Annotated in this window: 11 protein-coding genes; 3 read left to right on the forward strand and 8 right to left on the reverse strand. The window is 67.6% G+C overall.

Annotation, left to right across the window (positions count from 1 at the left end; genetic code table 11):
- Positions 1-30 precede the first annotated feature (30 nt).
- Together egtB and egtD are read left to right on the forward strand one after the other, a co-directional pair.
- Entirely contained in the window at positions 31-1,302 is a 1,272-nt protein-coding gene (gene egtB / locus ACLBWL_RS04005) for an ergothioneine biosynthesis protein EgtB (protein WP_447790427.1), read from the forward strand.
- The gene (gene egtD / locus ACLBWL_RS04010) at positions 1,302-2,279 is read left to right on the forward strand and encodes an L-histidine N(alpha)-methyltransferase (protein WP_447790429.1); all 978 of its coding nucleotides are present in this window, start codon (positions 1,302-1,304) and stop codon (positions 2,277-2,279) included. Before egtB ends, egtD begins: the two co-directional genes overlap by 1 nt.
- Here egtD and ACLBWL_RS04015 read toward each other — a convergent pair.
- From ACLBWL_RS04015 to ACLBWL_RS04050, 8 genes are all read right to left on the reverse strand, one after another.
- On the reverse strand, positions 2,255-3,100 hold the full coding sequence (locus ACLBWL_RS04015) for a CPBP family intramembrane glutamic endopeptidase (RefSeq protein WP_447790431.1): 846 nt from the start codon (positions 3,098-3,100) through the stop codon (positions 2,255-2,257). The two genes, egtD and ACLBWL_RS04015, sit on opposite strands and share 25 nt — an antisense overlap.
- Positions 3,097-4,248 carry a DUF1176 domain-containing protein gene (locus tag ACLBWL_RS04020; RefSeq protein ID WP_447790435.1) on the reverse strand — a complete coding sequence of 384 codons (1,152 nt, stop codon included), beginning with the start codon at positions 4,246-4,248 and terminating at the stop codon, positions 3,097-3,099. Before ACLBWL_RS04020 ends, ACLBWL_RS04015 begins: the two co-directional genes overlap by 4 nt.
- Before the next feature lie 58 nt (positions 4,249-4,306).
- Positions 4,307-6,016 (reverse strand): N-acetylglucosamine-specific PTS transporter subunit IIBC, encoded by a 1,710-nt coding sequence (gene nagE / locus ACLBWL_RS04025; protein WP_447790437.1) that lies wholly within the window; start codon positions 6,014-6,016, stop codon positions 4,307-4,309.
- Positions 6,013-8,613: a phosphoenolpyruvate--protein phosphotransferase gene (gene ptsP / locus ACLBWL_RS04030; protein ID WP_447790439.1), complete on the reverse strand. Its 2,601-nt coding sequence runs from the start codon at positions 8,611-8,613 to the stop codon at positions 6,013-6,015. Before ptsP ends, nagE begins: the two co-directional genes overlap by 4 nt.
- 3 nt (positions 8,614-8,616) lie before the next feature.
- A complete protein-coding gene (nagA, locus tag ACLBWL_RS04035; protein WP_447790441.1) occupies positions 8,617-9,783 on the reverse strand; it encodes an N-acetylglucosamine-6-phosphate deacetylase in 1,167 nt (388 codons plus the stop codon).
- On the reverse strand, positions 9,780-10,787 hold the full coding sequence (locus tag ACLBWL_RS04040) for an SIS domain-containing protein (RefSeq protein ID WP_447791993.1): 1,008 nt from the start codon (positions 10,785-10,787) through the stop codon (positions 9,780-9,782). Before ACLBWL_RS04040 ends, nagA begins: the two co-directional genes overlap by 4 nt.
- A gap of 106 nt (positions 10,788-10,893) precedes the next feature.
- On the reverse strand, positions 10,894-11,631 hold the full coding sequence (locus ACLBWL_RS04045; RefSeq protein ID WP_447790443.1) for a GntR family transcriptional regulator: 738 nt from the start codon (positions 11,629-11,631) through the stop codon (positions 10,894-10,896).
- 86 nt (positions 11,632-11,717) lie between these two features.
- Entirely contained in the window at positions 11,718-12,494 is a 777-nt protein-coding gene (locus ACLBWL_RS04050) for a copper homeostasis protein CutC (RefSeq protein WP_447790445.1), read from the reverse strand.
- A 376-nt stretch (positions 12,495-12,870) separates the two neighbouring features.
- Between ACLBWL_RS04050 and ACLBWL_RS04055 the strand changes: the two genes are divergently transcribed.
- Positions 12,871-15,672, forward strand: coding sequence for a TonB-dependent receptor (locus ACLBWL_RS04055; protein WP_447790447.1), 2,802 nt, complete (start codon positions 12,871-12,873; stop codon positions 15,670-15,672).
- Positions 15,673-15,736: the final 64 nt, after the last annotated feature.

The raw sequence follows: 15,736 nt of genomic DNA on the forward strand, positions 1-15,736 counted from the left end.
ATCGGTCGACGTAGAACTGAGGAGAGATCGATGCCCAGTCCCGTCCGTCCCGATCGCGCCGCGGCGTCGCAAGCATCCCATCTAGCCGAACGGTTTGCAGCAGTCCGCGATCTGACGCTCTCACTCGCCGCGCCGCTATCGGATGCCGATGCGACGGTGCAGTCGATGCCCGACGCATCGCCGACCAAATGGCACATGGCGCACACGACGTGGTTCTTCGAAACGTTTGTCCTGCGCGATCATGTCACAGGCTATGCGCTGCACGACGAGCGGTTCCCGTTCCTGTTCAACAGCTATTACGAGGCCGAAGGGCGTCGCCATGCGCGCGATCGGCGCGGAATGGTGACGAGGCCATCGCTCGACGAAGTGCGGGCGTACCGCGCGCATGTCGATGCGGCGCTGCTTGCGGCGCTGCCGACGCTGTCCGAGGACGCGCAGGCGCTGGTGGCACTCGGCTGCCACCACGAGGAGCAGCACCAGGAATTGCTGGTGACCGATATCCTCCACATGTTTTCTGAGAATCCGCTCGAGCCGGCGATGTGGCCGGCCCCGCGAAAGGTGCCGGTGGCGATGCCAGGTCCGATCGGCTGGATCGAGCGTGGCAGCGAGATCGTCGAGATTGGCCATGACGGCGAAGGCTTTGCGTTCGATTGCGAGGGGCCACGTCATGCCGCTCTGGTGCCGCCGCACGCGATCGCCGACCGGACCGTGACCAATGGCGAATGGGCGGCGTTCATCGCCGATGGCGGCTACCGCGACGCACGGCACTGGCTCGCGGATGGTTGGGCCTGGGTGAAGGCGGAAGCGATTATCGCGCCGCTCTATTGGGAGGAGCGGGACGGCGGCTGGACCCGGTTCGGGCTCGATGGTCGCCGCGCGATCGATCCGGCCGCCCCGGTAACGCATGTGAGCTTCTTCGAGGCGGACGCGTATGCGAGCTGGGCTGGCGCACGGTTGCCGACCGAGTTCGAATGGGAGGCGGCGGCGTCGTCGCATGATGCGCGCGGCGGCAACCAGATGGACGTGGCGGGGCCGGTCGAACCTCGGCCTTCGGCAGGCGGTCCGGCGTTCTTCGGCGATGTCTGGGAATGGACCGGCAGCGCGTATCGACCCTATCCGAAGTTCGCCAAGGTCGACGGCGCGGTCGGCGAATACAACGGCAAGTTCATGAGTTCGCAATTCATCCTGCGGGGCGGCAGCTGCGCGACGCCGCGCGGTCACGTGCGCGCCAGCTACCGCAATTTCTTCTATCCGCACCAACGGTGGCAGTTCACCGGCGTGCGCCTCGCGAAAGATATCTGATGTTGAAGCCTGAAATCGAGGACGGCCAGCAGACGCTCGCCGATCCGCAATTCCGTGCCGACGTGCTGGACGGCCTCGCCCGCCGCCCGCGCGCGATCCCGGCGCGGTGGTTCTACGACCGGCGCGGCTCGGAACTGTTCGAGAAGATCACCGACCTGCCGGAATATTACCCGACGCGGACCGAGCGCTCGATCCTCGAGACCGCGTGTCCGGAGGTCGCCAGGATCGCCGGCGAGGGCCGTGCGGTGGTCGAGTTCGGGTCGGGATCGTCGACCAAGACGCCGATCCTGCTCGATGCGGTCGCACCGTCGGTCTATGTGCCGATCGACATTTCGGGCGATTTCCTGCGGGAATCGTCGAAGGTGCTGGGCGACCAGTTCCCCGACCTGCTGGTGCTGCCGTTCGAGGCCGACTTCATGCGGCCGTTGAGCCTGCCCAAGACTATCGCCGACACGCCCAAGCTCGGGTTCTTTCCGGGCTCGACGATCGGCAACATGATCCCGCTGATGGCCGTCGATCTGTTGCGGGCGATGCGGACATCGCTCGGCGTTGGCGCGATGCTGTTGATCGGGATGGACCGCATCAAGGGCGAGGACGTGCTGGTCCCGGCGTATGACGACGCACAGGGCGTGACCGCTGCGTTCAACCTCAACCTGCTCGAGCGGATCAACCGCGAACTGGACGGCGATATCCCGGTCGAGGCATTCCGCCACAAGGCAGTCTGGAACGACGATCGCGCGCGAGTGGAAATGCATTTGGCGGCGACGCGCGACGTCGCGTTCGAGGTGGATGGGCGGTCGTTCGAAATGACCGAGGGCGAGACGATCCACACCGAGAACTCGCACAAATACGGCGCGCGCGATGCGCGGATCCTGCTGCGGTCGGGCGGGTGGACGCCAGTGGCGGCGTGGACCGATCCCGAGGGGCTGTTCGGCGTGTATCTGGCCGAGGCTCAGGTGGAGCGGCCGGCGCCTTGAGCGGCGCGGAGCACGACCACGAAGATCGCCAGTCCGACCAGGATCGCTGACAGTGACGCCTCGGGACCAAACGCCCCGCCGCTGAGGATCGCGGGCGAACCGGCTATGGGGGCACTGGCAAACAGGCTGCCGGCATCCGTGCCGCCTGAGACGCGGGCACCGAAGATCGGGCCTTGTGCAAAATTCCATGCGGCATGCACACCGATCGCCGTCCAGATACGCCCCGTGAGCAGATAGAATGCCGCGAGCATCAGCCCCGCCTCGACCGCGATGGCGATTGCCGCAAAGACGCTCGCATTGGGGTTGGCAAGATGCAGCGCACCGAAGAGCAGCGCCGATATGACCAGCGCCACCGACACGCCGAACGCACGGATCAACAGGCGGAACGCGATCAGTCGCAACAGCAGTTCTTCGGCGAACCCGGTGCGTAGCGCATCGACGATATCGTCCTGCCAATCCGTCCAGTTGCCCGCCGTCATGGTATAGACCCCAAGCAGCCTCAGGCTGGCGAAGACCAGTGCGAACATGCCCAGCCCGATCGCGATCCCGAGCAACAGTTCGGGTAACAGCGGGCGTGGCGCGATCTCGACGGGTCGCCGCCGCTCGCCCAAATGCACCGCGGCCGCATACCCGAGATAGGCAAGCAGCACCGCCACCACGCCGAGTATTCTCCGGTCGACGCCCGGCAGTTTGAGCCATCCGGGATAGAGCAGGAAGGAGGTGGCGACGAACAGCGCTACCATCCAACCCAGCGCGCGCAACCAGCGCAACCGTCCGGGCGCGAGCAGCCCCGCGTTCCCGATGACGATCGATGAGGTCATTGCTTGACCACGTTCGCGCGCCAGGTCGTGATGTAGTCGACGTTGCCGCGGCACTCGCCCATCTCGGATTGTTCAGACAGGCGCAGTCGGGTGCCGTCCCAGACGAAGCGCTGCGTGACGCCGCAATCGCCGAGTCCGCGCCCCTTGGCGTAGCTGGTCAGGACGCCGTCCTTGAAGACGCCATTGATCACGCTCGCCACCGCCGAACCCGAGTCGGCGCCGGTTTCGGCGAAGCCGGCCGGGGCGTCCGTCTGTGCCGGGGTGATTGTCGTGCCGTCGACCACGAACAGCGCGGCGATCATGTTGTACGCCCCGGTCGAGCACGGGAGCAGCACGAGCGTCTTGCCGCCGCCGAGCGCATGCGTTTCGGGGTCGAAGGTCGCGGCATCGGTACCGGTGGCGACATCGTTCAGCGAGCAGGTGGCGCGTTTGCTCATCGTCACGATTTGCGCCTTGGTCAGCTTGGCGGGGACACCCGAGGGAGCGACCGCGGCGATGACCGGAAGCGGTGGGCGCGCCGCGGTGGAGGCGGCGGGGCCTTTCGCGACGATCGCGTCGATGCTGCCCGCGCGGCCCTGTTGTGCGTCGATGTAGCGGAGTGCGGCGGCGGCGCCCTTCAGCGACAAGGTCGCGAGGCTGTGGCTGTTGGCGGCGCGCACCGTCAGCGTCGTGCCGTTGGCGATCGCCGAAGCGAGCCCGGCGGCATCGGTCAAGCCGATCGACTTGCCATCGACGGCGAAGCTCGCGGGCGGGGCTGCCTTCGCCGCCCCGTCGAACGCATCGACCTTCACGGAGAGCGCGCCGGCCGGACCGGACTCGCGCGTGATGTTGAGCGTGACCGTCGACTGGTTGCCGGCTGCAGGGAAGCCGTCCTCGGGCAACAACGCGCCCAGCGTGCATCGCAGGCCGTTATCGCAACCGACCGTCCAGTCGCCGAACGTCTTGAGCGTGCCCGGCGTCGGTTTGACATGGGTATCGGCGGCCGCTGTGGGGGCGGACGGTGTGGCCGATACCCCTGGCGGTGCCGGCGGCGACGTCGGCGCGCTCGCGTTGCCCGCGTCCTTCGCTTCGGGCTGCGACGGGGACGAACAGCCGGCGAGCGCCGCGACGATCATCGAGCAGGGCAGCAGGATCGATTTTTTCATCATGCGTCGACGATAGCGCTCCAAGGGCGCCCCGCAAACCCATGCGGAGGACAGCGTCATGTCAGGCCGCCACGATCGACGGGTCATGCCGTCCGTCGAGCAACAGGTGGATGACGCCCGGCGCGGGGCGGGCGACAGCGTGGATGCCGAGCGCTTCCAGCGCCGCGATCGAGGCGCGGTCCGCGTCGTCCAGCCGGATCCGGACGCGCGTGCCGTGGCGGCTCGCGCCCTGGACATTGCCGGCACCGCCGAGCGCCGCGATCGTGGCGGGGGTCAGCTGGATGTCGGCGACACCGGGCAGGTCGGGCGCGACGGCTGCCGGAGCGGGTCCGCCCCCGGCGATCGCATCGCGGATCTCGACCGCGACCGAGTCCGCGATCGGGCCCAGGACGATCTGGAGCGCCTTGTCGGACGGACGGATCAGGCCGCGCGCGCCCAGTGCCTTCAACCGTGGCTCGTCGACCAGCGACTGGTCGGCGACGATCAGGCGCAGGCGAGTCGTGCAAGCGCCGACGCTGGTCAAGTTGGCGGCGCCGCCGAGCGCTTCGGCAAACGCTGCCCCACGCTCGCTCTTGGCGACCGCCGCAGCGGCGACCGGCGCATCGCGCTCGCGACCGGGGGTCGGCAGGTCGAGGCGCTTGATGACGGTGCGGAACAGGACGTAATAGACCGCCGCATAGGCGAGCCCGACCGGGAGCAGCAGCAGCGGCTTGGTCGCCTTGCCGTAGTTCAGCACATAGTCGAACAGCCCGGCCGAGAAGCCGAATCCGAGCTTGACGCCGAGCGCGTTCATCAGCGCCATCGACAGCCCGGTCAGCACCGCGTGGATCGCGTAGAGCACCGGTGCCAGGAACATGAAGCTGAACTCGATCGGCTCGGTCACGCCGGTCAGCGCCGAGGTCAGCGCGAGGCTCAGCAGCATCCCGCCGACCGCTTTCCGGCGCTCCGGCAACGCGGCATGGTACATCGCGAGGCAGGCGGCGGGCAGGCCGAACATCATGACGGGGAAGAACCCGGCCATGAAGGCACCCGCGGTCGGATCGCCCGCGAAGAAGCGCCGGAGATCACCGGTCGTCCCCTGGTAATCGCCGGCGACGAACCAGACGATGTTGTTGAGCAGATGGTGCAGCCCGGTGACGAGCAGCAGGCGGTTGAGCAACCCGAAGACGAACAGGCCGAAACCACCCGAACCGCTGATCCCGTAGCTGAGGCCGTCGATCCCCGTGCTGAGCGCCCCGAAGCCGAGCCCGACGATCAGCCCGAGCGCGAGCCCGGCAACACCGCTGACGATCGGCACGAACCGGCGACCGCCGAAGAAGGCAAGGTATTCGGGCAGCGCGATGGTCGAGAAACGGTTGTAGAAACTGCCGCCGATCAGCCCGGAGAGGATGCCGATCGGCACGTCGAGCCGGGCGATCGCCTTGGCTTTCCACGCCGCGGAGGCGAGCGCGATGGTGTCGCCGGTCAGGCCCTTCAGCGCATCGGCGGGGACGGTCATCAGCGCCTGCGCGCCCTGCGTCGAGACGAGGTAGCAGACCACCCCGGCGAGACACGCGGCACCGTTGCCGTCGCGCGCGAAGCCGGTGGCGACGCCGATCGCGAACAACAGGCCGAGGTGCGAAAAGATCGCGTCGCCGGCGGCGCTGAGCACCGCGATGTCGAGCAGATCGGGCTGGCCGAGCCGCAGCAACAGCCCGGCGACGGGGAGCACCGCGATCGGCAGCATGAGCGCGCGGCCGAGCGGCTGGAGGGCTTCGAGCAGCGACTTCATGGGCGAAACTCCCGGGCGAGCGTTCGCACGTCCGCGGCTGAAATGCAGTTCATGGCGGCGGCGGCATGCGCGCGGCAGGCGTCGATCGTGAGCGTCGCGACCAGCGCCTTGATCTCTGGCACGAGCGCAGGCGCGGACGACAATTCGGTGACGCCGAGCCCGATCAGGATCGGTACCGCCAGCGGATCGGAGGCGAGGCCGCCGCACACGCCGGTCCATTTGCCGTGAACCGCACCGCCTTCGCAGGTGCGCGCGATCAGGCGGAGGACGGCGGGATGAAGCCCGTCGAGGTCGCTCGCCACCGCCGGATTGCCGCGGTCCATCGCGAGCGCATATTGCGTCAGGTCGTTGGTGCCGATCGAGAGGAAGTCGGCTTCCTGTGCGAGCAGGTCGGCGGTGACCGCGGCGGCGGGCGTCTCGATCATGATGCCGAGCGCGACGGGATCGGTGTGGCCGGTTGCGGTGGCTGCGGCGTCGAGTGCTTTGCGAACTGCGCGGAGTTCGGCGAGGCTCGCGATCATCGGCACCATGATCCGGCACTGGCCGGCGGGGCGAACCGCCAGGATCGCGCGCAGCTGGGCGTCGAGCATCTCGGGATGCGCGAGGCCGACGCGGATGCCGCGCAGGCCTAGCGCCGGGTTCTCCTCCGCGGCGATCGGGAGGTAGGGCGCGGGCTTGTCGCCGCCGATGTCGAGCAGGCGGACGATCAGCGGGCGGCCGGCGAGCGTGTCGGCGATGCGCTGGTAGTCGGCGGTCTGTTCCTCGACGCTGGGCGCGCTGTCGCGTTCGAGGAACAGGAATTCGGTGCGAAGCAGCCCGCAGCCCTCGGCGCCGTTACGGACCGCGGCTTCGGCATCGTCCGCCGAGCCGAGATTGGCGAACGCTTCGATTCGCACACCGTCCTGCGTGCGGCATTCGCGCGCGGCGTTGGCGAGCGCGGCGCGGCGGCGTTCGATTTGCGCGTCGTACGCAGTTTGCGCGGTTGCGCGCGTGTCTGCATCGGGGGCGACGTGCAGCAGGCCGGCACCGGCGTCGAGGATCAGCGGGGTGCCCGCGGCGATCTCGGCGAGGGCTGGGCCGACCGCGACCAGGGCAGGCAGCCCCATCGTCGCGGCGAGGATCGCGACGTGCGAGGTGGGGCCGCCGCGCTCGACGCAGAAACCGACGATCGTCGCGGTGTCGAGCCCGAGCAGATGCGACGGGAGCAGGTCGTCCGCCAACAATATCGTGCCGGGCGGGAAGCTCAGGCGCTCGTCGAGGTCTTCGCCGGCGAGCGCGCGGAGCAGCTGGCGTTCGAGGTCGAGCATGTCGTCGGCGCGCTCGGCCAGCCGCGCGTCACCGGTGGCGTGGAGCGCGTCCGCCTGCGCACGAATCGCGATGCGCCAAGCGTAGGCGGCGCTGTCGCCTTGCGCGATCGCGGCATACGCGGCGTCAGTGAGCGTGGGATCGTCGAGAAGCGCGGCGTGTGCCGACAGGATCGCGCGCTCGGCGCCGGTCGCGGTGGCCGATTTGGTGGCAAGGCGGGTGGCGACGGTGGCGAGCGCCTCGTCGAGCGCGGCGCGTTCGCTGGTCGGGTCGGCGCCTTCGCGGACGACGGCGATCTCGGCGAGGCGGAAGAGGCCCGCCTGGCCGATCGCGATGCCGGGGGACGCGGTGACACCGGGCAGGCGGCCGTCGGCGGGTAGGGTCGCAACCTTCGCAACGGCTCCAGCCGGTTCCCCCGCGGAGGCGGGGGGCCAGGACCCAGCAGTGCCATCGTTTTTGGCTCCTGGGCCCCCGCCTTCGCGGGGGAACACGGAGGGGGAGGGGGATGCGGCGGATACGTTGACGCCCGCTTCCGCCTTCTCGCCCATGCCGCCGAGGATCAGGTCGCCGATCGCGGCGAGCGCGTCGGCGGCGTCGGGGCCGGTGGCGGCGAGCGTGATCTCGTCGCCGAGCTTCACGCCGAGCGCCATCAAGGCGACCGGGCTGCGAACATTGCCGTCGCGCTCGTCCTTAGTGATCTTCACCTCGGACACGAACTTCCGCGCGATCTCGCCGATCCGGGCCGCCGGCCGCGCGTGGATGCCGTGGACCAGCGGCACGACGATCGTGCGTCGGACCGTGTCGCCCTCGATCACCGCCACGTCGGCGGCATCGCGGGGTTCGAGCGTCATCATCGCCTCGCCGACGCCGACCAGCTTGCCGGTTTCGCGCCGGACGATCGTGAAGCGCTCGGGGTTGGTGACGATCACCGGCGTGATTACCGCGCGCGCCTCGCAGACCAGCAGATCGAGATCGAAGCGGATCAGCGGATCGAGCCGCTGGACGCTCGCGCCCTCGGCCACGCAGGGCGTGAACCCGCGCCCGCCGAGCGCCACCGTGTCGAGCCCGATATGCATCAGGATTTCGGCGCCCTCGGGGGTGCGCAGCGTGATCGCATGGCCGCTGGTATGGACGCTCAGCACGACCGCGTCGCACGGCGCGTGCAGGCAGTCGCCGGTCGGATCGACCGCGATCCCGTCGCCCATCATCCGTTCGGCGAAGACCGGGTCGGGGACCGCCTCGAGAGGCGATGCCCAGCCCTGGAGGGGCGACGTCAGGATGATCGGCTTCATGGACTAAATTCCGTCTGCGATCTTGAGGCCACCGATCCAGGTGCCTGCTGGCCTCAGGTCGGCGGTGAGCGCGACCCAGTCGGCGCGCAGGCCGGGGGCGAGCGCGCCGCGTTCGTGCGACAAGCCTAGGAACGCCGCGGGGTTGGTCGCCGCCATCGCCGCCGCGGCAGGCACGTCGGCCTGCGTGCGCGCGACGAAGTTGCGGACCGCGCCGGCCATGTCGAGGTCGGAACCGGCGAGCGTCCCGTCCTCGCCGAAGCACTTGCCGTCCTCGACATGGATCAGGCGGCCTTGCAGGCGGAAATCCTTGTCGATCGCGCCGACCGACGGCATCGCGTCGCTGACCAGCATCAGCCGGTCGTGCGGACGCGCGTTGAGCGCGAGGCGCAGCGCGGCGTCATGGACGTGCAAGCCGTCGGCGATCAGCCCGCAATAGACGTGGCGGTCGTCGAGCGCGGCACCGACCACGCCGGGCGCGCGGTGCAGCAGCGGCGACATCGCGTTGAACAGATGCGTGATTCCGGTCAGGCCTGCGCCGACCGCCTCGATGATCGTCTCGTAATCCGCGTCGGTATGCCCGGCACTGACGATCACGCCGCCCGCGACCAGTCGCGCGATCGACGCTGCATCGGTCAATTCGGGCGCCAGCGTCACCATCACGCGGCCCTTGCGAGGCCGGATCAACAGCTCGATCATGTCGTCGTCGAGCAGCCGGAACTTGGCGGGATCGTGGATGCCCTTGCGCGACGGGTTGATCCACGGTCCTTCGATATGCGCGCCGACTACGCCTGGCACCCCCGCCAGAATCGCGGCGTCCATCGCGTCGAGCGTCGTGGCGATCACCGCGGGCGTGTCGCTTATCAGCGTCGGCATGAAGGCGGTCGTGCCGTAGGGCATATGCGCAGCGCCGATCGCGGCGATGCCATCGACGGTCGGCTGGTCGTTGAGCAGGACGCCGCCGCCGCCGTTGACCTGCGTGTCGATGAAACCGGGCAGCAGCCAGCCGCCGTCCAGATCGATCGCTTCGGACGGGATCCGTTCGAGCGGGGTGATCAACGCGATCCGGTCACCGACGATCCGAATCGTCGCGCCGTTCATCAGGCCATCGCGGGTTACGACGATGCCGTTGGCGACGTGCAACTGGGACTCGGTCCTGTCCTGCGCGCTCATACTGTCTTCGTCACCTTGCTGAGGTGGAGCGGCGCATCGGGATCGAGCCCGCGCCGGAGCGACAGCGCGTTGGCCATCCGGTAGAAGCTCTGGATCATCAGGATCGGCTCGATCGCCGGGTGCGCGGTGAACGCGACCGGCGTCCCGGCGGCATCCGCCTTCGCATCCGCCAGGCACACGACCGCACCCCGTGCGCGAAACTCCGCCGCCGCCTCGCGCACGCCGTCACCGGCCGCGTCGGAGGTCGCGAAGGCGATCACCGGGAAGCCCTTGTTGACGATCGCCATCGGCCCGTGGCGGACCTCCGCGGCGCTGAACGCCTCGGCATGGAGCGCGCAGGTTTCCTTCAGCTTCAGCGCGGCTTCCTGTGCGATCCCGTAGCCATAGCCGCGGCCGATCACGAACAGGTTGTTGGCGTTGGCGAGCGCATCGACGATCGGCGACCAGTCCGCGCCGAATGCGAGCGTCAGGAGGTCGGGCAGCGTGTCGACGGCGTTCGCCAGCGCCTCGTTCTGCGACCACGCCGCGGTCAGCGCCGCGAACGCCGCCAGCGCGCAGATATAGGATTTGGTCGCGGCGACCGATTTCTCCGGTCCTGCCTTCAGCGCGATCAGCGTGTCGGCCATCTCGGCCAGCGGCGACGCCTCGTCGTTGACGAACGCGACGACATAGGCGCCGGCATTCTGATAGGCGGTGACGGTCGCCAGCAGATCGGGGCTGCGGCCGCTCTGCGATACCGCGACGACCAGCGCGGTGCCGGGCGCCATCGGCGCGGCATAGACCGACGATACCGACGGCGCGGCGGACGCGACCGGCACGCCGAGCAGCGTCTCGATCAGATATTTGCCGTAGGTGGCGGCGTGATCGGACGAGCCGCGCGCGCAGGTCACGACGACCGCCGGCGGTGCGGCCCGCAGCCGTTCGCCAAGCGCGGCGAGCGCATCGCGATTGGCGGACAGCAGCCGTGCGACCGCGTCCGCGGCCTCGGCGGCCTCGCTGAACATCAGCGTCTGGGTTTCGTCATGCGGCGTTTTGTTTTTCAGCGTGGACGCGCGGTCCTGGATAGTATCGTTCACTTCTTGCCCCCCGGCCGACGCGCGTGCGCCGACGTCAGATGTCGTTCAGTTCGGCGACGAGGTCGTACGCGTCGCCACGGTAATAGGATTGGGTAAATTCGGCCGCCCGGCCGTCGCGGAGGAACCCGCGGCGTTCGATGAACAGGCCCGCATGGCCGGCATCGACGCCGAGCATCTTGGCATGTTCGGCGCTGAAATGGACCGCACGCAGGCGCTGCAAGGCGCGAACCTGGCGATTGCCGGCGGCTTCGAGCGCCTCGTAGAGCGAATCTTCGACCGAATCGATCGACGGCAGGCAATAGCCGGCGATGGTGGTGTATTCGAGCGCCATCGGCACGTCGTCGGCGTAGCGGATGCGCTGGAACCGGTAGACCGCGGAGCCCGGCGAGAGCCCCAGCGACAGCGATTCCTCGGGCGTGACCATGCCCATCGTCCGGCTGACCCAGGCGCTGCTCGGCGTGCGGCCGCGCGAGATCATGTCCTCCGAAAACGACGAGAGTTTCGAGAAGCTCTTCTCGACGCGCGTCGCGACGAACGTCCCGGCGCCGCGACGTCGCGTGAGCAGGCCTTCCTCGACCAGTCCGCCGATCGCCTTGCGCACCGTGATGCGCGACACGTCATATTCCACCGCGAGATCGCGCTCGGCGGGAATCGCGTCGTCCTTGGCCAGCACGTTGCGGTTGATCGCGTCGCGGATCAGCTGCTGAAGCTGGACATAGAGCGGGGCGGGGTTGCCTTCCCGGAATCGGCCGATGCTTGTGGAAAAGGACATGAAGGCGACTTTCGCTGATGCCGGAGCGGGCCCCCGATAGATGCGGCCCGGCAACCGATCTGGGATACGTTATGTATTGGTATTGTTCAAGCGTGTTGACGCATCCTGCCGCTCAATACCGTCTTGAGAGCGCGAACGCGCGTCACGTCGGTGCGGCGTTGCCGCGTGGTCGTGAAACCGAACAGGCGTTCGCGGTCGGTTGCATCGGCCCCCGGAATGGCTTCCGTCACTGGCACGGGGGAACCGCACGAGGCGTGGATTTCGACGATGCCGAGCGCCAGGAACGCGGCGACGTTGTCGGCATCGATGCCGCTGCCTGCAAGGATGACGATCCGTCCCGCGGCGCTGCGGTGCAAGGTGGCCAGCCTGTCTAGGCCGTCGATGGCCTTCGGTTCGCCGCCCGACGTCAGGACCCGGTCGAACCCGAGCGCGATCGCATCCTCGAGCGCCGCCGGCATGTCGGGGCACAGATCGATCGCGCGGTGCAGCGTCAGCGACACCGGGCGACCGCGCGCTTCGCCCGCCGATCTTGCGTGGGAAACGAGCGATCCCAGCGTCTTGGTGTCGAGTGCGTGGTTCGCGAGGCTCGCACCGATCACGACTCCGGCAAGCCCGGCTTCGGCTGCCGCGGTAATATCGTCGGCGATCATCGCGACCTCGCGCGCGCTATAGTGGAACCCGCCCTCGCGGGGCCTGGCCAGCAAATGGACCGGGATTGGCGCGTTTGCGGCCGCGGTAATCAGCGAGGGTGGCGGCGTCAGTCCGCCCAACGCGAGCGCGGCGCAGAGTTCGACGCGGTCGGCTCCACCGGCGACAGCGGCATCCAACCCGGCGATATCGTCGACGCAGATCTCCAGCGTCATGGAAGCTCTCCCGGCCATCGTAATTATATTACGTTTGGCCGATCGAATCGCTGCGTTCAATCCCGAAGCGACAGTTTCTTGTAAGAAGTGGTATTACAATAACTTGGCCGCAGCGCTCCGCGCGCCCGCCGTAGAAGTGGGTCCGATTCGGCTAGGTCATTGAAACCGCAGGATATTATACGATCGCAAATCAGGCAATCGTGCCGGGTAACCAAACTGTAATTTCCGATGGATTCTCAAATTGAATTGGTTATACATTCTGCCGACCAAGCCACGTAAATAGTAACCAAAACAGTACCAGGTGGCGGGTGATCGAAACGGCGCCGAGGGCGTCGGGGGAAGGCGCTGCGGCGTCGATTGGGAAGGGGTTTCGACAATGAATTTCCGTAAGCAGATTTTGTTGGCGTCGAGCGCGATGGTATGTGTCGCGGTGGTTCCGGCGGCGTTCGCGCAGACCGATCCCGCCCCGTCGACGACGGCCGCCGCTCCAGTCACAACGCCCGCCACCCAAGCCGCGGCACCCGCCGCGTCCGGCGACGATATCGTCGTCACCGGCATCCGCGGCAGCCTGCGCAGCGCGATCGCGGTCAAGCGCAACGCCAACGCGGTCGTCGACGTGATCTCGGCCGAGGACATCGGCAAGTTCCCCGATCGCAACGTCGCGGAATCGCTCTCGCACATTCCCGGCGTCAGCATCGACCGTCGCTTCGGCGAGGGCGAGAAGGTCGCGATCCTCGGTACCGACCCGGCGCTCAACCGCATGCTGCTCGATGGCCACGCGCTCGCGTCGGCCGATTGGGGCGGCAACGACAACGATCCGTCGAGCCGCACCTTCAACTATTCGCTGCTCGCACCCGAGCTCGTCGATCGGCTCGAGGTCTACAAGTCGCCCGAGCCGCGCATCGAAGAGGGCAGCCTCGGCGGTACCGTCATCGTGCGCACGCGTCGCCCGCTCGACCTGAAGGCCAATGCGGTCTTCGGCTCGGGCGGCTACACGTACAATGACCGGTCCGATAAGGGCAATTTCCGCGGCTCGGGGCTGTACAGCTGGAAGAACAAGGACGAGACGTTCGGCTTCCTGGTCGCGGCCACCTACGACAAGCAGAGCCTGACGCGCGCTGGCGTCGAGTTCTTCGGCTACGACAACGTCGCGCCGAACGCGGACGGCACCTACAACAGCCCGTTCGTCAACCGCGCCGCCGACGGCACGCTGAGCCTCAAGAGCCCCGGCGCGACGATCACCGGCGGGACGATCGCCGATCTCTACAAGGCGGCGTCGCCGTTCGGCATCAACTACGCCTATTTCCAGCAGACCCGCGAGCGCAAGAGCGTGTCGGGCACGATGCAGTATCGCCCGACGTCGGAGCTGACCTTCACGCTCAACGCGCTGCACATCAACGGCAACTACAACAACTACAGCCAGTCGATGTACACGATCCCCGGCGCGTGGACCGGCGACGTGCTGCAGTCGGCGAACATCAGCAACGGCGTGGTCAACGCGGCCTCGTTCGGCGCGGCCAAGAACCAGGCCGCGCAGCTCGACACGCTCGTGCGGAAAACCAAGCTGAAGACCGACAACATCAACTTCTTCGCCGATTACGAAGGCGACGGCGGCGCCAAGGTGTCGTTCGCGGGCGGCTGGAGCAAGGCGGTCGGCGGGCGTAACCCCGAATATCTGTTCAACGTGCAGACCAAGCTGCCGTACAGCTATGCGTTCACCAACACGACCTCGACGGTGAACTTCGTCGGCGACCAGACCAACCCGGCGAACTATTTCACCAACCCGAACAACAACCCGGCGCAGATCGAAGGGCGCCCGGTGATCGTCAACGGGACTCAGCTGAACGCGGCGCAGATCGGCGGGCAGGACTTCAGCGTCACTACCGACCGCGACATCTTCGGCGGCTACGACGCGACGATTCCCGTCGACTTCGGTCCGTTCAAGGAGATCCTGCTCGGCAGCCGCGTGACCGACCACGTCAACCGGATCGATGCGCGCGGCATCAACACGTACCTCCAGTCGTCGCAGACGATCGCGCAGCTCGGTGTGCCCGCGCTCGTCACGCCCGACGGCACGTTCGACGGCAGCGGCGGCCTCGGCAACGCGACGTCGTATCTGAACCTGCCGCAGCAGTCGGTGATCGATATCCTGTCGGGGGCGATCAACACGCCGCTGGTGACCAAGGTCGGCGCGTCGACCAAGGTGCAGGAGACGGTCGTCGCCTCCTATGCGCAGGCCAATTTCGACCAGGGCGGGTTCCGCGGCAACATCGGTGGCCGGATGGTCTATACCCGCGACATCTCGAACTACGCGACCACGCCGAGCGCGCAGGTCAACCCGCAGCCGGTGCCGACGCGGACCTCGACCGATTACCTGAAGTTCCTGCCAAGCCTCAACATCGCCTATTCGGTGTCGCCGACGGTGATCGTCCGTGGCGCGGTGGCCAAGGTGATCTCGCGGCCGCGCTACCAGGATCTGGCCGCGGCGACCACGCTCAACGACGTCACGCTCGACGGCGGTGGCGGCAACCCGAACCTGAAACCGTATGAATCGACCAACTACGAACTGACCGCGGAATGGTACCCGCGCTCGGGCACGCTGCTGGCGGTCGAGCTGTTCCGTCGCGACATCAAGAACTACATCATCAGCTTCCGCCAGAACGTCGATTACTTCAACGCGCTGCAGAACCGGATCACGACCTACAATGTCAGCCAGCCGGTCAACGGCGCCAAGGCCAAGGTCAACGGCGTGCTGGTATCGGGCCAGACCGAGATCTGGGGCGGGTTCGGGCTCCAGGCGAACTATTCGTACCAGGACAGCAGCACCTCGTCGGTCGATGTCAGCGGTGCGGCGCTCAACCTGCCGTACCTGTCGAAGCATACGGTCAACGTGATCCCGTATTTCGAGAGCGGGCCGTTCCAGGCACGACTGAGCTACAACTACCGGACCGCATATTTCCGGACGATCGGTCGTCTCGGCTCGCGCGAGATGGTGGCGCCGTACAACCAGCTCGACTTCTCGGCCGGGTTCAACGTGACTCCGGCGGTAACGCTGTCGGTCAACGCGCAGAACCTGCTCGACGAGACGTATCTCCAGTATAACGCTACGCCGGATCGTCCGACCGCGTTCTACAAGAACGGCCGTACCTTCTCGGCATCGCTCTCGTTCAGGATGTAGCATTACCGGGTGGCGCGCCCTCGCGGTGCGCCACCCCCGTCCAAAGGGGGCACGATATCGCCGC

The sequence above is a fragment of the Sphingomonas sp. M1A8_2b genome, assembly GCF_053345535.1.